At 44.5% G+C, this 18,753-nt stretch carries 14 protein-coding genes and 2 pseudogenes; 10 read left to right on the forward strand and 6 right to left on the reverse strand.

The window, feature by feature from the left end; all coding sequences use genetic code 11:
- Positions 1-198 (reverse strand): annotated as a pseudogene (locus ACK5MF_RS18980) (helix-turn-helix domain-containing protein); the annotation flags it as partial.
- A gap of 184 nt (positions 199-382) precedes the next feature.
- Between ACK5MF_RS18980 and ACK5MF_RS18985 the strand changes: the two are divergent.
- Positions 383-814 (forward strand): hypothetical protein, encoded by a 432-nt coding sequence (locus ACK5MF_RS18985; RefSeq protein ID WP_416924078.1) that lies wholly within the window; start codon positions 383-385, stop codon positions 812-814.
- Here the strand turns inward: ACK5MF_RS18985 and ACK5MF_RS18990 are convergent.
- Positions 811-1,830, reverse strand: a complete 1,020-nt coding sequence (locus tag ACK5MF_RS18990; protein WP_416924079.1) for an IS1595 family transposase — start codon at positions 1,828-1,830, stop codon at positions 811-813. The genes ACK5MF_RS18985 and ACK5MF_RS18990 overlap by 4 nt on opposite strands.
- Before the next feature lie 126 nt (positions 1,831-1,956).
- On the opposite strand from ACK5MF_RS18990, the gene ACK5MF_RS18995 reads away from it, so the two are divergent.
- From ACK5MF_RS18995 to ACK5MF_RS19005, 3 genes are read left to right on the forward strand one after another with little or no spacing between them, the layout of a single operon-like run.
- Positions 1,957-2,289 carry a hypothetical protein gene (locus ACK5MF_RS18995; RefSeq protein WP_416924080.1) on the forward strand — a complete coding sequence of 111 codons (333 nt, stop codon included), beginning with the start codon at positions 1,957-1,959 and terminating at the stop codon, positions 2,287-2,289.
- Entirely contained in the window at positions 2,286-5,501 is a 3,216-nt protein-coding gene (locus ACK5MF_RS19000) for an Eco57I restriction-modification methylase domain-containing protein (protein ID WP_416924081.1), read from the forward strand. The genes ACK5MF_RS18995 and ACK5MF_RS19000 overlap by 4 nt, the downstream gene beginning before the upstream one ends.
- Positions 5,494-5,811 carry a hypothetical protein gene (locus ACK5MF_RS19005; RefSeq protein ID WP_416924082.1) on the forward strand — a complete coding sequence of 106 codons (318 nt, stop codon included), beginning with the start codon at positions 5,494-5,496 and terminating at the stop codon, positions 5,809-5,811. Before ACK5MF_RS19000 ends, ACK5MF_RS19005 begins: the two co-directional genes overlap by 8 nt.
- 217 nt (positions 5,812-6,028) lie before the next feature.
- Here the strand turns inward: ACK5MF_RS19005 and pflA are convergent, their stop codons facing one another.
- The gene (pflA, locus tag ACK5MF_RS19010; RefSeq protein ID WP_416924083.1) at positions 6,029-6,769 is read right to left on the reverse strand and encodes a pyruvate formate lyase 1-activating protein; all 741 of its coding nucleotides are present in this window, start codon (positions 6,767-6,769) and stop codon (positions 6,029-6,031) included.
- Between the two features lie 254 nt (positions 6,770-7,023).
- On the opposite strand from pflA, the gene ACK5MF_RS19015 reads away from it, so the two are divergent.
- The gene (locus tag ACK5MF_RS19015) at positions 7,024-8,904 is read left to right on the forward strand and encodes a methyl-accepting chemotaxis protein (RefSeq protein WP_416924084.1); all 1,881 of its coding nucleotides are present in this window, start codon (positions 7,024-7,026) and stop codon (positions 8,902-8,904) included.
- 217 nt (positions 8,905-9,121) lie between these two features.
- Here ACK5MF_RS19015 and ACK5MF_RS19020 read toward each other — a convergent pair whose 3' ends face one another.
- The 3 genes from ACK5MF_RS19020 to ACK5MF_RS19030 all read right to left on the reverse strand — a co-directional run bounded on the left by ACK5MF_RS19020 (position 9,122) and on the right by ACK5MF_RS19030 (position 14,573).
- Positions 9,122-10,108 (reverse strand): lipid A deacylase LpxR family protein, encoded by a 987-nt coding sequence (locus ACK5MF_RS19020; protein WP_416924085.1) that lies wholly within the window; start codon positions 10,106-10,108, stop codon positions 9,122-9,124.
- Between the two features lie 313 nt (positions 10,109-10,421).
- Positions 10,422-12,698 carry a formate C-acetyltransferase gene (gene pflB, locus ACK5MF_RS19025; RefSeq protein WP_416924086.1) on the reverse strand — a complete coding sequence of 759 codons (2,277 nt, stop codon included), beginning with the start codon at positions 12,696-12,698 and terminating at the stop codon, positions 10,422-10,424.
- 327 nt (positions 12,699-13,025) lie between these two features.
- Complete coding sequence (locus tag ACK5MF_RS19030) at positions 13,026-14,573, reverse strand: DUF3360 family protein (protein ID WP_416924087.1); 1,548 nt, start codon at positions 14,571-14,573, stop codon at positions 13,026-13,028.
- Between the two features lie 621 nt (positions 14,574-15,194).
- Here ACK5MF_RS19030 and ACK5MF_RS19035 point away from each other — a divergent pair.
- The 5 genes and pseudogenes from ACK5MF_RS19035 to ACK5MF_RS19055 form a co-directional block, all read left to right on the forward strand.
- Complete coding sequence (locus ACK5MF_RS19035) at positions 15,195-15,965, forward strand: ABC transporter ATP-binding protein (RefSeq protein ID WP_416924088.1); 771 nt, start codon at positions 15,195-15,197, stop codon at positions 15,963-15,965.
- A gap of 88 nt (positions 15,966-16,053) precedes the next feature.
- Positions 16,054-16,830, forward strand: coding sequence for an ABC transporter substrate-binding protein (locus ACK5MF_RS19040; protein ID WP_416924089.1), 777 nt, complete (start codon positions 16,054-16,056; stop codon positions 16,828-16,830).
- Positions 16,831-16,959: 129 nt separating this feature from the next.
- Positions 16,960-17,691, forward strand: coding sequence for an ABC transporter permease (locus ACK5MF_RS19045; RefSeq protein WP_416924090.1), 732 nt, complete (start codon positions 16,960-16,962; stop codon positions 17,689-17,691).
- Between the two features lie 2 nt (positions 17,692-17,693).
- Positions 17,694-18,371 (forward strand): ABC transporter permease, encoded by a 678-nt coding sequence (locus ACK5MF_RS19050; RefSeq protein WP_416924091.1) that lies wholly within the window; start codon positions 17,694-17,696, stop codon positions 18,369-18,371.
- Between the two features lie 141 nt (positions 18,372-18,512).
- A pseudogene (locus tag ACK5MF_RS19055) lies at positions 18,513-18,753 on the forward strand (helix-turn-helix domain-containing protein); the annotation flags it as partial.

The raw sequence follows: 18,753 nt of genomic DNA on the forward strand, positions 1-18,753 counted from the left end.
CGCTTCCAGCTTAGCTTCCGCACTAAGAGAATGGCCATCAATTAAAAATGAATTTGAACCATGCATAGTGAAAACATGAGCCCAATAACGAACATGTTTTGTTGGGACAGAATATTTTTCAGCGAGCTCTCGAGGAGTGGAGCCATCAAGATACTTTTTAGCTACTTTGAACTTTAACTCGCGACTGTATTTGGACATAAATAAAAGACCCCCAATAATTGGTTGTCCAACTATTGGGGGTCACTTCACTCCGCGTGGGAATGCATATTTAACTCACAGAAAGTCAGATTAACTGCCTATTTGGCGGAATTATGTAGCAAACGCACAATACCTATAGCCCATCACGCCATAAAATAACCTTGTTTATTAACAGGGGGTTATTATGTCTGGTTCACACGTCATATCTGGATTAATCGCAAAAAAAGCTGAGCTTGCAGGTCAGTTCCGGCACTATCAACTGGAGCTTGGTAGAATTGCCTCTGATTTACAGCATATCGATGCAACCATTAAGCTGTTCGATCCTGAGTTCGACCTGAGAACGGTCAAGGCAAAAAGTGTCCGCGAGCGAAACCAACATTTTAAGCCAGGTGAATGCGCTAGAATTACTCTAAACGTCTTGCGCGAGTCAACTGTTCGGATGAACAGTCGTGATATTGCAGTGGCCGTACAAAATAATAAAGGATTGGATGGATCCCCCGACACTACCAAGCAAGTTCAAAAAAGCGTTTTTGCTGCCCTTAGTCGCCTAGAAGCAAAAGGCTTAGTTAAGCGCACAGGTAAAGAAGGGTTACTATATTACTGGCAGTTAATTTAAGACGCTAACCGCTCAGCATTGCGCTTATTGCCCTGCCAGTAGCCGCACCAGTCACGGTTCGTCAGTGTACGGGCGCATTTCTTGATAATGTCCATGAAAATATCCCCGTTGGGCTGGCGACGGGTATCTTCTCTGTAAGCCGCTTCATTTGCATAGTTGGCAAGGTATTCAATACCAAACTTATGTGTCTGGCCTATTTGCATACGGCGGAAGCGACTGAAATAGCTCTCAGCTAAGTTGTTGGTTGTGCCATCGTCAGCACGGTATTCAATGCTGTGGTTAACCCTGCGCGTATCAAACCTGGCGTGAAGTGGATCATACGCATTTGATTCATCCGCACAGATAGTAGAGCCTTTCTGAACAAAAGCACTTGCCAGCTTTGATACATCTGCCTGATTTTCGCTTTTCAGCACGAAGGTTAAGGTCTTATTCGCGCCAACGAGGTGAGCCAATTCTTCACACTTCTGGCGCATAACCAAAATGCAGCGTTTATCGGGATTCTGGTGTTTCGCTAAGCGGCGATCAATCCGGTCTGTTTTCTTATTTTTTGGCCGGATATGTCCATTCACATACGCACCGTCAATATGCACTTCGCCAGTCAACGGGCTTTCGTCTCTGTGGATAATCAGCGACTCCCTGATTTTGTGGGCCAGAACAAAGGCGGTTTTGTATTGCACATCTAAATCACGGGACATCTGCAAGGCAGACAAGCCTTTCACTGCGTTGGTGAAAATGGCAATCGCACCGAGATACACCTTTAATGGCAGCTTGTGAAACGCAAAGATTGTGCCGCTTGTCACAGAAAACGTATGTTTGCAGTCTTTGCAGCGCCACTGATTGCGGGTGCGGATAAAGTAATGGACGTCCACCACGCCACAACAAGGACAGGTCACAGTTCCGGTATCACCCCAGCGTAAGCTTTTAAACAGTGAAAACGCTTCATCATCTGACATAGCGAACACTTTACGCACAGACAGGCTTCGGGCTTTTGCTGAGAGAAGGAAGTGTTGTTTCATTTTGCGCTCAAAATGTCATGTGGTAATGACTTTATTTTATTCATCTCTACATGACATTTCAAGGCGTGTGATGACGATTTTCACAAAATAATTAGTAATGCTGTAATTACAACTATTAATCATTGCATGAATAACATTCGCCATTTATACTCCGAAGCTATGAACTATGAAGAACTCCTCAGAAATATCGGGAAATCCGGCTTAACTATCCGTGATTTTGCTGAACTTTTAGGCATGAACCGCGTGTCTATCTCTAATCTTGCAAAAAAAGAAGAAGTGCCTGTGCATCTTGGGATCATTGCCGCCCTTATGGGCGAAATGGCCGAGCATGGGGTAGATTTCCGTCCAGTGATCGCAAAGATGAATATCAAGCCAAGACCAGCGAAGGGTATTGCTGCCAAAGGCGTATTTGGCGGAATGAAAAGTAAATCGACATCAGTAGTTGACGGTGAAAAATGAGCCAAAATATAGTTTCTGACAGCACAGCACAGCATGATGCCTTCAATCACATCTCTGTAAAGCGGAATCGGCCCTGGAAAGGTGAAGAAGAAGTACGAATTGCATGGGTCACAGCATTGGAAGCCGCTTTAGGGCTTCACTTTGATGCTGAACGTGCCAAAAAAGATTGCAGTTACAACAACGTCATTATTGAATTTAAAGCCCCTGGTTACTTCAAGTCCTCCAAAAGCAGCGCCAAGTTCAAAGAAGCTATCGATGATCGTTTACTGCCCTATATCAAACGAGAAGCCGTAAAAGTAGGTCTTCCCCCAGAGGACTTTATCGGCATAGCCATTGATGGCGAACACATTTGTTTTGCTCAAGTCCGTGACAATGCCATTGAAACTCAGCATTTAATCCCATTTTCAGAATATGCGGTTGGCTTGGTGATGCAGGCCATTCGTTCGGAAACCCGACGGGCCGTATCGATTGATAACTTATTGTCTGACTTCGGCCACGGCTCACGCAACGCACAATCGTTGATGCAGGCAATGGCGAATGCGCTAGCCGATGAACTAGCGGTTGTGGGCAATACAAAAATCAAAATGCTATTTGAAGAATGGAGAACGCTTTACGGACAGGTTGCCGATATATCTGTGCTGCAAGCTGACGCCATAAGCCGAGAAATGGGCTTTACGTGGCAGGGCCAGCCAGAGCAGGCTATGTCAGGGCGGCTTTTCATCATTCACTCCTACAACTCGCTACTTATAAAGCTGCTGGCCGCTGAAATAGTTTCAGCACATGGCCTGTCCTCCATAGAGCAACCTGCACAAGAAATGGCGGCTTTGTTAGATGATGCTGCGTTGCTGGACTCCCTGGCACAGAACATCGAACGCGCAGGTATATTTACACAAGCAGGGATCAACGGTTTTGTAGAGGAAGCTATTTTTAGCTGGTACTTGGATGTTGCACGGAACAAAGTTCACGCACCTTTTATTGTTCCCGCACTTCGCGGCATTTTGTCCGCACTATCACTGTACCGAACTGACAAGTTAAGTCATACCCGTGACGTTTTGCGTGATCTCTATCAAGGCTTGGTTCCTGGTAAGCTGCGACAAAGCTTAGGTGAATTCTATACCCCCGACTGGCTGGTTGATTTTGCGGTTGAAAACGCACAGAACGGTACGTGGCTGAATAAGCGGGTACTTGATCCAACCTGTGGCTCTGGCGCATTTTTGTTAGCAGTCATGCGCCGGATACGCGATGAAGCCATTCAAGAAGGCTGGGACAGTCAACGTATTGTTCGACATTTATGTTCGTCAGTATGGGGTTTTGATCTCAATCCGCTTGCTGTGCAAACAGCGCGAGTCAACTTTCTGATGGAAATCGCCGACTTGCTCAAAGCTGCACCTGGGCAAACACTTGAAGTGCCTGTGCTGCTGGCAGATGCCATCTACTCCCCAGCGCCTGATCCAGTGAAAGGACAGGACGTTGTGAAGTATCAGATAGGTAGTCAGGTTGCTGGACTGGATATTGCGCTGCCGTCAGCACTGGCCTTCGACCGCTCACGTTTGGATCATATCTTTATCCAGATGGGCGAAGATGTGGAATGCGATCTGGAATACCCACAGTCAGAAGCAACGCTTATCGCTTCAGGGTTAATGACTCAAAAGGAAGCCACTGAATGGCGTGAACCACTGCAATACACCTACGATCAAATCCTGGCGCTTCACAGGCAACAATGGAATGGTATTTGGTTTCGTGTGGTACGCAACTTCTTCTGGTCAGCAACCGCTGGTCATTTTGACTGTATCGTTGGCAATCCACCGTGGGTACGTTGGTCTAAGTTGCCAGATGCGTATCGTGAACGGGTCAAGCCAACATGCGATCATTACGGTATTTTCTCAAAGAATAAGCGTCACGGTGGCAATGAGTTAGATATTTCCGCCATGATCACGTATACAACTGCTGATAAGTGGCTCAAGGCCGATGGCCGTCTGGTTTTTGTGATCACGGGCACGGTGTTTAAAAATCCTTCATCCGCTGGGTTCAGAACCTTTATGTTAGAGCCGTCTAACCCAAAATCAGCCTACTTAACACCTGTATGCGTGGATGATATGAAAGGCTTAAAACCCTTTGATGATGCCTCCAATCACACGGTAGTTGCTGTGTTTAACAAAACAAAGGAGTCAGGACGGTACCCAGTACCATACCGACTGTGGAGCAATAAGGCAGGAACAACCCGAAACATTCCCACTCAACTGAGTTTGGACGAAGTGAAGCAGCGTATTGCCATTGAAGTGAAAGAAGCTATCCCAGTGGGTGAAACGGGTTCGCCCTGGGCTGTACTGACTCAAGGACGTCATCATGTCTTAAAATCCATTTCAGGCCAGTGTTCCTGGACGACTGGACGCAAAGGCATTACGCCAGATTTAAACGGCATTTATTACGTGCCAATTGTTGATGCAAACGACTCGCTTGTTCAAATTCGTAGCCGTCCAGATGCGGGAAGGAAAGATATTGGCCAAGCGAGAACAGCGTGGGTCGAACCCAATTTGCTTTACCCTCTACTGAAAGGGGCCGGTGATTTTGAAGCGTGTTACCTCAAGCTTGCAGATCCGGCCAGAGCAGAAGAAAAGCTGTATACCTTTGTGCCTAATCGTGGCATCGACAAAGAGGAATATTCATCAAGCGCGATCCTGATGAACTCGCCGGAGCTAACAAAAACCAAGGCGTGGTTCTCCAGCTACAAAGGGCTTCTGACTGAACGGTCCACATACCGCCGCCAAATGAAAGGCGCACCATTCTTTGGCGTCTATAACGTGGGCGAGTACACCTTTATGCCGTGGAAAGTGGTGTGGCCTGAAATGTCCAGCTGCTTTTACGCTGCTGTTGTTGGTGACGCCGAAGTACCAGTGGCCGGAATGCGGCCTTACGTGCCAGACCATAAGGTGTATTACTCCGCCTTTGAGCGGAAGGAAGAAGCATTTTACCTATGCGGTTTGCTCAACACGCCAATGGTTGCGGAGTGGATTGAAAGCCATACTGTGAACATTCAGGTCGGGAATATCTTTAAGCATACTCAGTTGCCTGAATTTGACGCTGGCAATGAGGAACACATTCGCTTGGCTGCTTTAACAGAAACAGCTCACGCAACACATGATGCGGTAGAACGAACTGAGATTATCAACCAAATAGCAGCGCTTGGAGAGGAGATTTTGCATCATGCTTAACTGGCTGTTCAACTGGAGGCTTAATCAAGAGGCCAAAGCCCATCAGAAGCAGTTCGACGCCATGATCCAAGTAATCACAGCGCACGGCATGAAGGCACATAAATACTTTCCTGGTGTTGGCCTTCAAGACGATAAAGAGCTGTATTTAGCTTTAGATTGGTTGGCACATCATGGTTTTATCATAACGGGTAAGCAAGGTGAGATTGTTGGAAAAGTTGCTACTGCTAACATGGATAGAGCTGAATTGGCTGAACTTAGGCGGTCGCAAATGAAATTGGTTGAGACTGATACTGATCCGGACGGCAGTTAACCCGCAAACTACGCACTGTTGAGCTGGTTTTAGTTGCCAGCCAACAGGTGCTTACTCGTAAGTTATTGATTAATATTGATTGTGCGTTTGCTACATAATTCCGCTATTTTGGCTTTGGTATGCATTCCCACGGGGCCGTGGGAAAGAGAAATCTGAACACATTTTTATTTAGAATAGTATGAACTGGTATTGTTAATGGTTGTGAGCCAAGCTTGAATCAATATTTTACGTTCGAGTGATATTGCTCAAGAACCGAGACGATTCTGTCCATGGTTTCCTTGCTGGGCGGTTCAACACCTTCAAGTGGATATTCTTCACCCATCGCTTCCCATTTGTGCGCTCCAAGTTTGTGGTACGGAAGAAGCTCGATTTTTTCGATATTGTCCATATCTTTAATGAACTCGCCTAACTTATGTGCGGATTCGTCGTCATCGGTATATCCAGGCACAATAACGTAGCGCAACCAGGTCGCTTTACCAATCTTGTGCAAGTAGTGAGCGAAATCGAGAGTACGTCTGTTTGATACTCCAACCAAATCTTGATGAATATCGTCGTTGATCTGTTTGATATCGAGCATCACAAGGTCGGAAACTTCCAAAACCTCATCAATCACAGGCGTAAACTTACGGATATAACCGTTAGTGTCTAGGCAGGTATGGATACCTTCTGCTTTCGCTGCCCGGAAGAAATCTCTGACAAATTCAGGTTGTAGCATGGCTTCACCACCTGAGCAGGTTACACCACCGCCAGAAGCATTCATAAAGTGACGGTATGATTTTGCTTCATTAATGATTTCTTCAACACTCACCACTTTACCTGCATGGGTATCCCAGGTATCGCGGTTATGGCAGTATTGGCAACGGAATAAGCAACCCTGAAGAAAAACGATAAAGCGAATTCCTGGGCCATCGACTGTACCGCAAGATTCGAATGAGTGAATTCGACCAGAAGTAGACATGTGTTGCTCTCGATTGTGTATTTTGTTTGTCATTTTATTACAAATAATATCGATTAAATAGGTTTTCCTTATTCAATTCATCCTTGTAACCAAATAGTTTACAAAAAACTAGTTTAAAAAAACGTCGAACTAAATATAGATGAGTGTTATAAAAAACGGTGTTACTAACAAAACTGTAAATGTAACACTTTCGCTTTTTAAGCTCTTAGTCTCTTGAAGTCTAAAGTCACAGGATGGTGACAAGGAAAATTAGCATGGATGTACTGAAACTATCTCAGAAGCAAAAAATCACACTATTTATTATTGTTCTATGTATTGGCTTTGTTAGCCTAGGCCTTTATACCGCATTAAGTTTGTCCGGTATGGGGGCTCAATATAAGCAAAGTTCGAAGATCACCTCTGGCGCTTTAGCCATGCACTCCACTCAGGGCGAGCTACTTTCGCTTGCTGCTGAAAAAGAGGGTTTAACCTCAAACCAAGTCTCTCAAGCAACGGAAAAACTCAATCATCTGATGGAGATGGTGCAGGCGGATATCCAATTCCTTCAGCAGCTCAACTTCAATGATGAGTCTTTGCAACTGCAACAGGTGACTTCTCAGTTTGAGCAGTCATTGTTACCGTGGATGGCTCTTAAATCAGAATTAGGTTTTAACGTTGAAGAAGGAAAACTGGGTGAGTTAAAAACGCTCGCGACCACCATTGAAACGAAAATCGTAGAAACCGGGATGGTGACCATTAACTCCGATTTTCAAGCGATGGTTAAAGCACAACAGACATACTTGTTACAACCGAGTGAGCAAAATTTAAAGCTGTTCAACCGTGCCATGGCAAGTTTTGTCAATATGTCAAAAAGCTATTCAATGCTTGATCTGTACGAAAAAGAAGTCGCAAAGTTCAAAGAGACTTTTTTGCGTGTCAGTGAACTGTCTCAACTGGTCAATGATCAACAAGCTCAGTTGGCGACTAGTGAGGCTCAGGCGAAGGATTTAATTGAACATCTATCTAAACAAATTGAGAGTATTAGCGAGGCTTATCAGACGCAAGCTGAGCAAGTGGGAACTCAAACGCAGTGGTCTGTTCTGGTGGCTTGTGCGGTTTTAGCTGTCATTACTATTTCAATTTTTATCATGTTGAGCATCTCACTGACACGTTCATTGACTCAGACGAAATCCGTGATGGATCGGCTATCAGAAGGTGATCTGTCACAGCGTATGCCTATCTCCAACAACCCTAATGATGAATTTAATCAATTGGCAATAGCAATTAACCAAAGTTGTGAGCATCTTGGTGAGTTAGTGAAAGCCGTGCAGCAACGCAGTGAAGCATTATCTGGCGATGCGGCTCAACTGAATGCTGGAGTTGATGAGCTGGTGAATGGCCAGTCTGATGTTCTTGGGCAGACACAGCTACTCGCTTCTGCGACAGAAGAAGTCAGTGTCACTACTCAAGAGGTGTCCAATTCACTCACATTTGTTTCGGATGTGAGTCAATCCTCAACCGATGCGGCTGAAAATGGTTCGAAAATCATCGCTGCCGCGATAGGCTCGCTAGAAGATGTGGGCAGAATTCTTAGCTCTGCTACGGGTAATATTCAAAAACTTGAAGAGGCGTCGGCCAAAGTTGATTCAGTGATGGCCATCATTAATAGCATTGCCGAGCAGACAAATTTGCTCGCGTTGAACGCAGCGATAGAGGCGGCGCGTGCCGGTGAGCAAGGTCGGGGTTTTGCTGTGGTTGCTGATGAAGTTCGTAGCTTAGCAGTGCGAACGGTAAGTGCGGTTAGCGAAATCTCAAGTACGATTGAAACCATGAAAAAAGAGAGTGCTGAGGTGATTCAGAAATTTAGTCAGTCAGAGCAAAGCATGCTTGTGGGTCAGGAGCGTGGGCACGAGGCGATGGAAGCCTTGACCCAAATTACCGATAAAGCGGGCGAGGCAGCACACCAAACGGAAATCATTGTTAGCTCAATCAAAGAACTGGCAACCACCAGTCAGTCGATGGCCGATAGCATGACTCAGATTTCATTGGCGATGAAAGAGCTTGAAGGCAACAATGAGCAATTGCGTTCAATCAGTCGCGTCGTTGATCAACGTTCTTCGGAACTAAATTCAGATTGCCAACGCTTTAGTATCTAATACACAAAAGTATCTAGCCTACAAATGAGTTTATACCAGTCTGGAAAACTTTCTGATCAGTGAATGGGCATCGATAAGCAAACCCTCTGAGCCAAGGATGGCTCAGCGGAGCCCCATGGAAGGTCGTTCTTATAAAAAATAAGGGCGTGTTTGTGTTCGATGCCCATTCGCTGTTCCACCAATGCCCAATTTGATCATATCTTTACCTAAGATGGTATTAGAAAAACGCATAGAACGAAACGCCGCCAGTACCGTGAAGAGATTTCTTATCTTCTTTATATTCCGAAGTATTGGCGGTGGTCGTAAAAGTAACACCGAAGTGACGACTGTACCAGGCAGCGCCCATGACAGCTGTCGCTTGCCAAGGTTGTAACGTCACCTCGTAATAACTGGCTGGGTATTCCAGACCATCGAGTGGTCTGCTTCCTTCTATGGTGATGTCGTTAAAGCGATAGCGTCCCTCAATACCGCCGAAGACAAACCAACCGTAATTAGATGCGCCAATCATTCCTGCCTTAAAGGGATTCTCCGCGGATATTTGCGCACTACCGAAGCTACCCGCAAGATCTTGTCCCCAACGGACCATAAACCCGGTTGATGCATCGCTACGGAAGTTACCAACATTGACTTCTGAAACATTGGAAATTTCAAATTCAGTGTTGATGGTGAAACGTTGGCGAACGAGATTGAAGTTGGAAAGATAGCCGACACTTCCCACCACTTTATCTTCGACTTGGTACGCCCAACCATTCGGATCATCGGATTTAGTGATTGAATGCACCATCTTTTGTACGTCTTCAGACAGTGAATTTTCGCCAGTAGTCCCAAGCAGAAGATTGAAGCGTTGCGCTTGCTGTGGGTGCAGGCTGATGTAGCTAAATTCACCATGCAATAAACCAGCATAAGGACGCTCGTTAGGCTCCGGCGTTTCTAGTTCGATGTCTGAAGGAGTCCACATTTTGTGACCAATGCTGATTTCCCACTTATCTAAACTGGCTGCGCCCCAAGCAGAAAGGCTAAGTGGTTTCAACCACCCATTAGGATCAACGGCGCCTGAAGTGTAAGAAAGGTAAACACCACTGGTGTAGTCTTGGTCTATGCCATACACCCCATCATTATCGACATTAAGTTGCACCGTAGGAGACTGAGCGGCAAGAACAGAAAAACTGCATGTTAATAACAAGAAAATTCTAAATACGGACATCAGATCACAGCTCAAGTTCAACGGAGCAGTAAGTTTAACTGATGGAATTAACTAACACGAGTAATGATAAAAGGTAGAAGTGAATATTTACGTTGCAGTTATACTCTTCCTACTTGAAGCTGCAGCGGTGTTGGCTGCGCTCGCTCACCCCAATCACATAGCTTATCTATGCTCATGGGGATTCGCTCACTTGCCGCCTACCTGCAACTTCAAGTAGTTTGAGTATAGTGTTATTAACACTTTGATAAGTTGACTAATAAAATAAAAGCCCCCGCAAATGCGAGGGCTTTAAGCTCATGATTTAAGCGAAATCTTACATAGATTCAGTAAATGTACGAGCGATAACGTCAGCTTGTTGTTCAGCAGTCAGAGAGTTGAAACGAACAGCGTAACCAGATACACGGATAGTTAGCTGAGGGTATTTCTCTGGGTGTTTAACAGCGTCTAGTAGAGTTTCGCGGTTAAGCACGTTCACGTTTAGGTGTTGACCACCTTCGATGCCTGCTTCATGGTGGAAGTAACCATCCATTAGACCAGCAAGGTTAGCGCGTTGGCTGCCTTCTTCTTTACCTAATGCGTTTGGAACGATAGAGAAAGTGTAAGAGATACCATCTTGAGCGTCAGCAAACGGTAGTTTCGCTACTGAAGTCAATGATGCTACTGCACCTTTCTCATCACGACCATGCATTGGGTTTGCACCTGGAGCAAATGGAGTACCAGCACGACGACCGTCAGGTGTGTTACCCGTTTTCTTACCGTACACAACGTTTGAAGTGATAGTAAGAATTGACTGAGTAGGAATCGCATTACGGTAAGTTTTAAGTTCACGAATTTTGTTCATGAATACAGTAACTAGTTCACAAGCGATGTCATCAACGCGTGGGTCGTTGTTACCAAATTTAGGGTAGTCGCCTTCGATTTCGAAGTCGATTGCAATACCGTTTTCGTCGCGAACTGGTTTAACCGTTGCGTATTTGATTGCTGATAGTGAGTCAGCTGCAACAGAAAGACCTGCGATACCACATGCCATAGTACGTTTAACGTCTAAGTCATGAAGAGCTAGAAGAGAAGCTTCGTAGCTGTACTTGTCGTGTGAGTAGTGGATAGCGTTCAATGCAGTAACATACTGTTTTGCCAACCAATCCATGAAGTGGTCCATTTTTTCCCACAACTCATTGTAGTCAAGTACTTCAGAAGTGATCTTAGGCATTGCTGGACCAACTTGTGCTTTAGATTTTTCATCAACACCACCGTTGATAGTGTAAAGCATAGTTTTAGCAAGGTTCGCACGAGCACCGAAGAACTGCATTTGTTTACCAATAACCATTGGTGATACACAACATGCAATTGCGTAGTCATCAGAGTCCATGTCTGGACGCATTAGGTCATCGTTTTCGTACTGGATAGAAGAAGTATCAATAGATACTTTAGCACAGAAACGTTTAAAGCCGTCTGGAAGTGCTTCAGACCAAAGAACAGTGATGTTTGGCTCTGGAGAAGGACCCATAGTGTATAGGCTGTTTAGGAAACGGAAGTTAGAACGCGTTACTAGCGTACGACCGTCAAGACCCATACCACCCATAGATTCTGTTGCCCAAATTGGGTCGCCAGAGAATAGCTCATCGTACTCAGGAGTACGTAGGAAACGAACCATACGTAGTTTCATTACGAAGTGGTCGATCATTTCCTGAGCTTGGTCTTCAGTGATCTTACCAGCAGCGATATCACGCTCAATGTACACGTCCAGGAATGTAGAAGTACGACCTAGAGACATTGCAGCACCGTTTTGAGACTTAACCGCAGCTAGGTAGCCGAAGTAAGTCCATTGGATAGCTTCTTGTGCAGTTTCAGCTGGACGAGAAATGTCGAAACCGTATTTCGCTGCCATCTCTTTGATTTGGCCAAGAGCGCGGTGTTGTTCTGCTACTTCTTCACGAAGCTGCATAGTCATTTGAAGATCTTCGCCGTTTTCAAATTTCTCTTGTAGAGAAGAGAACTGTGCGAATTTGTCTTTCATCAGGAAGTCGATACCGTAAAGCGCAATACGACGGTAGTCACCAATGATACGACCACGACCGTATGCATCTGGAAGACCAGTCAGAACGCCTGATTTACGACAAGCAAGAATTGATGGTGTGTAGATATCGAAAACCGCTTGGTTATGAGTTTTACGATATTCTGAGAAGATTTTTGAAACCATTGGGTCAAGTTCACGACCGTAAGTTTTGCATGAACCTTCGATCATGCGAATACCACCGTTAGGGATGATCGCACGTTTTAGTGGAGCTTCAGTTTGAAGACCAACGATAGTTTCAAGATCTTTTTCGATGTAGCCTGCATCGTGAGCAGTGATGGTAGAGATAACAGAAGTGTCAAAATCTACAGGAGCGTGAGTAGAGTTCTCCTGTTTGATACCTTCCATTACTTTAGCCCAAAGCGCGTTAGTCGCTTCAGTTCCCTCAGAAACTAGGAAAGATTCGTCACCCTCGTATGGAGTGTAGTTCTTTTGAATGAAATCACGAACGTTTACTTCATTTTGCCACTCACCTGCAGCAAAACCTTCCCAAGCTTTAGCAAATTGCTCTGCCATGACATACCTACCTTTTTAGTAGAAAAAACACGTACTGTTTCGCCGTTGAGCCAGCTATCTCTTTAGTCAAAGAGAGGCAGTACACTCGATTTGATAACAATATGTATAGCTCATAATCTCAGATTATTACTATAGATATTGTTACGTGTTCTTACAGTGAAATGTCCATTTGATGAAATTACATTACACTAAAAAAAAATTGCAAAACTTAAACTAAATCAATAAAAGTTGAAAAAACTGAGAATAAAAATAACGTTAGTCACAAATATATATCCGATACAAAGAGGGTAGCGTCTTGCGCTACCCTCTGAATGCTTTAACTATAGATTATAGCCAGGCTTTTAGACCATATTGAGTTTCTAGCATACCAACGGCAAGCATAGCAACAAGACAGATGATAAACACGGTCACAGGGATAACAATTTTATCCATGAATGATAAACGTGCTGCACGCTCTTTGTCGCCGATGAGGCCGTTGTTGTCTAGGAACATGGTCAGTGCCCAAGCTAATACTGGGTTTGCAACGATAGAAGCAAAGATACAGACACCTGCAGCTTGTGAGTCTTTAGTATCGCGAACCATTTGCATACCGGCTTCTAGTAGCGGTAGAGATACACCGACTAATAGAGCAACACGCATTACTGGGGGCCATACGGCAACGTCCATTGGGAAACCGAGAATCGCAACAATGATACATAGAGAACCAAGTAGAATTGCACCGGCAGGAATAGGGCGTTTGGCAATGGCAGCTGGGATCATATAAGTGCCCCAAGATGAAGTGATGTTACCACCACCCACAGCCGTACCGACCATTTGACGGAATGAGCACATAGTCATAGTGTCATCAACGTCCATCAGTACTTTTTCAGTTTTACGTGGGTAGTTCATCTCTTGGAAAATACGGTGGCCCAAGAAGTCAGGAGACCACATTGCTACCGCAAGAATTGCAAATGGTAGTGAGGCAATAAAATGTTCCATATTAGGCAGACCTAGCATCCAACCCTGTTCTGTGTTACCCCACCAATACACTGGATTTAGGTTTGGCAGACCTGTTTTGGTTTCGAATACGATATCGAAGCCGGCACCAAACACTAGAGCAACAGCAAGGCCTGTGAATGCACAAACAGGGATGGCCAACCAGCGCATGTTGATTTTTGCTAGGAATGCGTAAATACCAACGGTTATACCCAGTACTACGAAACCAACATAACCCATGCTACCAGCAGCAACGTCAGCAGATTGCAGGCCTACTGCCCAAGTTTGAATAGAGTTAATCTGACTGATAGTACCGGTCAACCCTAAGAAGATAAGCAAACCACCGGCTGTGCCTTCAGATGTGAGGTTAACAAGCTTAGAGCCACCTTTGAAAAAGCTAAGTAGTAAGCCAAAGACACCGATAAGCAATGCTAGAGCAAGAGGGTGAGCACCAGCTAGCGCAATAGTACCGATAAGTGGAATCATCGGACCGTGGTTACCCGCTAGGTTAGCTTTTGGGTTAAATACACCAGAGGCTAAAATACAGAATAATAATGCAGGAATCAGCATCTCAACACGAGCAACTTCAATTGCGAACTCTTTAGTTAGATGAACGTGATCCCAAGCTTGAGTCAAACCTTCTGCCCAAGACATAGATACCGAAGAGTACATCGCGATGATGCCGATCGTACCTGCAAGAGCAGGAACGAAATCTTCAAGCTCGAAACGGAAATCGCGACCTGGTAGGTTTAGACCAAAGCGGCGAGGTTTCATGATTTGTAATTCATGATCTAAGTAATCTGAACGGCTGTTGAACTCAGACGCTGGACGATGAAGCTCACTGTAGCTCTTAGTCTCGATATCTGAATCAGAATGTGCTTTATTCACTGCTTCTGACATAGATTCCTCATAATGTTATTAATTCTGAAATGAATTCTGCTTAAGTGTCCGCAAAAGCGAAAGTTTCGGCTGAATGTGTAACACACTTGTATTGTGCTTTATAGCATAGCCAACGAAATAATAATGGGCATTAGGATCGCCTTATATTTAGTGGCGAGTTTAACGTGCTAACTCTTTGGTGTGATTGATCTTGATCACTTTAGTTTAGGAAATGAAATAAAACTACATCTACATAATAAAATCAGGGAGATAGAAGATTTTTTGTTGAAACTTATTTTCAAACTGTGATGTTTATTACGTATTTGGGGCTTGTAAAAGGGTTAAAACATATCGGCAAGTGTTATGTTTCGGAGTCTGTTATAAGCCGTGTCTTTGATTATTTGTTAAATGTTGTGATTGGTTTGGGCAGTGATTGGATGTTTGAATATGCGCTGTTTGAAGATTAATCAGCCACAACATGAATATATAGTCATATAAAATAACTATATATTTCATTTTTGCAGGTTAATAATTTGTTGCATGTCATGGCGCTGAGTGATACTTTGTAGCGAATTTGAGCTGGAATGCTCAGCAGTGCCATAACATACAGGCAGTGTCATAAAATACAGGGAGTTAAAGCGCATGAAAGAAGTACCCGCGCTCGATATAAAACAACTGCATAAAACCTTTGGTCAGAATGAAGTGCTGAAAGGTATCTCGCTTCAAGCGCATAAAGGCGATGTTATCTCTATAATCGGCTCGTCTGGTTCTGGCAAAAGTACCTTCCTACGTTGTATTAATTTACTTGAAACGCCCACCGATGGCGAAATCTGGGTCAATGGTGAATTGATTCAGATGAAGAAAAACAGACGAGGTATTTCTTTTCCTGCTAACGAAAAACAAGTACAGCGTATCCGTTCGCGCTTAGCTATGGTTTTTCAGGGCTTTAATCTTTGGTCACATATGACGGTGTTAGAAAACGTTATTGAAGCGCCGGTGTATGTTCTTGGTGTACCAAAAGCTCAAGCTATCGAAAATGCAGAAGTTCTGCTGCAAAAAGTCGGTTTGTATGAGCGCAAAGATTACTACCCGGGGCATCTGTCTGGTGGTCAACAACAACGTGCGGCGATTGCTCGTGCTCTTGCGGTTGAACCTGAGGTTCTTCTTTTTGATGAGCCGACCTCTGCGCTTGATCCTGAGCTAGTGGGTGAAGTTTTGGGGGTTATGCGTTCACTGGCTGAAGAAGGCCGAACCATGTTAGTGGTAACCCATGAAATGGCGTTCGCTCGCGATGTTTCAAACCATGTTATGTTTTTGCATCAAGGGTTGGTGGAAGAGCAGGGCGACCCCAAAAAACTGTTTACTAACCCAGACTCTGAACGTCTCAAACAGTTTATTTCATCGATTTATTAACAATTTCAGCCAGTCTGTTGGTTGACCGATTGGTTGAGAAAACTAAAGCTATAACAATAGAAAACACAACAATCACAGGAGTATGGAAATGAAAAAGTGGTTATTAGTTGCAGCAATCGCTGCTACAGCTGCGACAGGTGTTACCCAAGCGAAAGAGTGGAAATCTGTTCGCTTTGGTATTGAAGGTGCTTACCCTCCATTCAGTTGGACAGAAGCGGATGGTTCACTTAAGGGATTCGATGTTGATATGGCGAATGCGCTATGTACCGAGATGGCGGTTAAGTGCCAAATCGTACCGCAAGACTGGGATGGCATCATTCCGTCTCTTCTTGCTCGTAAGTACGATGCAATCATTGCCGCGATGTCTATCACTGAAGAGCGTAAGAACAAAGTAGATTTCACTCATAAATACGCATTGATCCCAAACAAATTTATCGCTAAAAAAGGCGCAGGTTTAGATTTCTCTAAAGAAGGTCTGAAAGGCGTTAAAATTGGTGTGCAACGCGCAACAACACACGATAAATACCTAACGGATAACTACGGTGACGCAGTGGAAATCGTTCGTTACGGTTCATTTGATGAAGCCTATCTTGATCTAGCGAATGGTCGTATTGCTTCGGTTCTTGGCGATGCATCGGCATTAGAAGATGGCGTATTAAACAAACCAGGCGGTGAAGGTTACGAATTCGTTGGTCCATCATTAACTGACCCGAAATGGTTTGGTGACGGTTTTGGTATTGCGGTTCGTAAACAAGACAAAGATCTCACTGAAAAACTAAACGCTGCTATCGACTCGCTACGTGAAAAAGGCGTTTATCAACAAATCGCTGCCAAATACTTCAAATATGACGTATATGGTGACTAACTAGCCTCGAATGTCCCTATTGTGTTCATTTGCAATAGGGATGAAACAATAATAAAGGCATTCTTGGTTGTTGGTTCCTAGTTCGTAGCAGTACCCAGCAGCCAAGCTTTAAGGAACTAGGAAGTTTTTATGTTGGATCTACAGGGATATGAAGCCTCTATAGCAAAAGGGGCCGTACTTACCATTGAAGTTGCCATATTGTCACTGCTATTAGCGGTTGTGCTTGGTATGTTAGGCGCATTGGCGAAACTGTCTCCTTATACATGGGCGCGAAGCATTGCGACTCTTTACACTACGATCATTCGCGGTATTCCAGACTTAGTGCTGATGATGTTGATATTCTTCGGTGGTCAAATCCTACTCAATAACAGCCTGTATTCGATCAATGAAGCGCTAAATAACTGGTTGGGAACCGCCGATGAGTGGGTTCAGTATGTGCCTGACTATATCGATGTAAGCCCATTTGTAGCGGGTGTTTTAACCATAGGCTTCATTTTTGGTGCATACATGGCGGAGACTTTTCGTGGTGCGATTATGGCGGTGGATAAAGGTGAACTTGAAGCGGCGAAAGCTTATGGCATGAATGCCGTATTGTCATTTAGACGCATCCTTCTGCCGCAAATGATTCGCCACGCGCTACCGGGGTTTGGTAACAACTGGCTGGTACTGCTGAAGACGACGGCGCTGGTTTCTATCATCGGTTTAGAAGATATGGTTCGCATGAGTTCATTGGCTGCTGGTTCGACAAAAATGCCATTTACCTTCTACATGACGGTTGCCGTCATATTCCTTGTGTTTACCAGCATTTCGACCGGCCTGCTTAAGCTGGTTGAGCGTAAATTTAGTATTCATACGAGGTAGATATGGACTTTTCACTGATCATCGAAAGCCTGCCAATTTACTTCGAAGGCTTGTGGACAACGGTATGGTTAGTGTCGTTGTCACTGATCATCGGCATTGGTATTGCAATACCTTTAGCGATTGCCAGAAACAGCAAAAATTATGCGTTGAGTTTGCCGTCTTGGGGATATATCTATTTCTTTCGTGGTACACCGCTACTGGTACAGTTGTACCTGATTTACTACGGTATGGATCAGTTTTTCCCGGTTAAAGGAACGCTTTGGGAAAATGCGTGGTTCTGCGCATTGGTTTCTTTTATCCTCAATACCTCGGCATACACCGCAGAAATTGTGCGTGGAGCCATTAACGGTTTACCAAAAGGTGAAGTGGAAGCGGCTAAAGCTTATGGTATGAGCGTGTTGCAAACTTATCGTCGTATTATTTTGCCAAGTGCCCTTCGTCGAGCGCTTCCCGCATACAGCAACGAAGTGATTTTTATGATTCATGGCAGTGCGGTAGCCGGTATCGTCACCATTATGGACTTAACAGGGGCGGCACGCTTGGTGAACTCGCGTTACTATGCTCCATTTGAGTCATTCCTGACGGCCGGTCTGTTCTACATGTGTTTAACCTTTATTGTTCTATGGTGCTTTAAAGGGGCAGAGAAGCGTTTCTTACGTTATTTGCGCCCGTTAAGCTGATATAGCTGTCAATTCAAGAAACGTAGAAGCTTGTTCCCATGGTTCTCCGTGGGAATACATATCTGAGTTAAGTATGCATTCCCACGCAGAGTGAAGTGACCCCCAATAGTTGGACAACCAATTATTGGGGGGCTTTTATTTATGTCCAAATACAGTCGCGAGTTAAAGTTCAAAGTAGCTAAAAAGTATCTTGATGGCTCCACTCCTCGAGAGCTCGCTGAAAAATATTCTGTCCCAACAAAACATGTTCGTTATTGGGCTCATGTTTTCACTATGCATGGTTCAAATTCATTTTTAATTGATGGCCATTCTCTTAGTGCGGAAGCTAAGCTGGAAGCGTTGCAATTATTGTGGACAAAGGGCTGGTCTGTCAGACACACTA

Source organism: Vibrio sp. (assembly GCF_047973365.1).
Taxonomy (GTDB): Bacteria; Pseudomonadota; Gammaproteobacteria; order Enterobacterales; family Vibrionaceae; genus Vibrio.

Coding starts and splice junctions, on each gene's coding strand:
- ACK5MF_RS18985 (WP_416924078.1), top strand. CDS start 383: ATGTCTGGTTCACACGTCATATCTGGATTAATCGCAAAAAAAGCTGAG.
- ACK5MF_RS18990 (WP_416924079.1), bottom strand. CDS start 1,830: ATGAAACAACACTTCCTTCTCTCAGCAAAAGCCCGAAGCCTGTCTGTG.
- ACK5MF_RS18995 (WP_416924080.1), top strand. CDS start 1,957: ATGAATAACATTCGCCATTTATACTCCGAAGCTATGAACTATGAAGAA.
- ACK5MF_RS19000 (WP_416924081.1), top strand. CDS start 2,286: ATGAGCCAAAATATAGTTTCTGACAGCACAGCACAGCATGATGCCTTC.
- ACK5MF_RS19005 (WP_416924082.1), top strand. CDS start 5,494: ATGCTTAACTGGCTGTTCAACTGGAGGCTTAATCAAGAGGCCAAAGCC.
- pflA (WP_416924083.1), bottom strand. CDS start 6,769: ATGTCTACTTCTGGTCGAATTCACTCATTCGAATCTTGCGGTACAGTC.
- ACK5MF_RS19015 (WP_416924084.1), top strand. CDS start 7,024: ATGGATGTACTGAAACTATCTCAGAAGCAAAAAATCACACTATTTATT.
- ACK5MF_RS19020 (WP_416924085.1), bottom strand. CDS start 10,108: ATGTCCGTATTTAGAATTTTCTTGTTATTAACATGCAGTTTTTCTGTT.
- pflB (WP_416924086.1), bottom strand. CDS start 12,698: ATGGCAGAGCAATTTGCTAAAGCTTGGGAAGGTTTTGCTGCAGGTGAG.
- ACK5MF_RS19030 (WP_416924087.1), bottom strand. CDS start 14,573: ATGTCAGAAGCAGTGAATAAAGCACATTCTGATTCAGATATCGAGACT.
- ACK5MF_RS19035 (WP_416924088.1), top strand. CDS start 15,195: ATGAAAGAAGTACCCGCGCTCGATATAAAACAACTGCATAAAACCTTT.
- ACK5MF_RS19040 (WP_416924089.1), top strand. CDS start 16,054: ATGAAAAAGTGGTTATTAGTTGCAGCAATCGCTGCTACAGCTGCGACA.
- ACK5MF_RS19045 (WP_416924090.1), top strand. CDS start 16,960: ATGTTGGATCTACAGGGATATGAAGCCTCTATAGCAAAAGGGGCCGTA.
- ACK5MF_RS19050 (WP_416924091.1), top strand. CDS start 17,694: ATGGACTTTTCACTGATCATCGAAAGCCTGCCAATTTACTTCGAAGGC.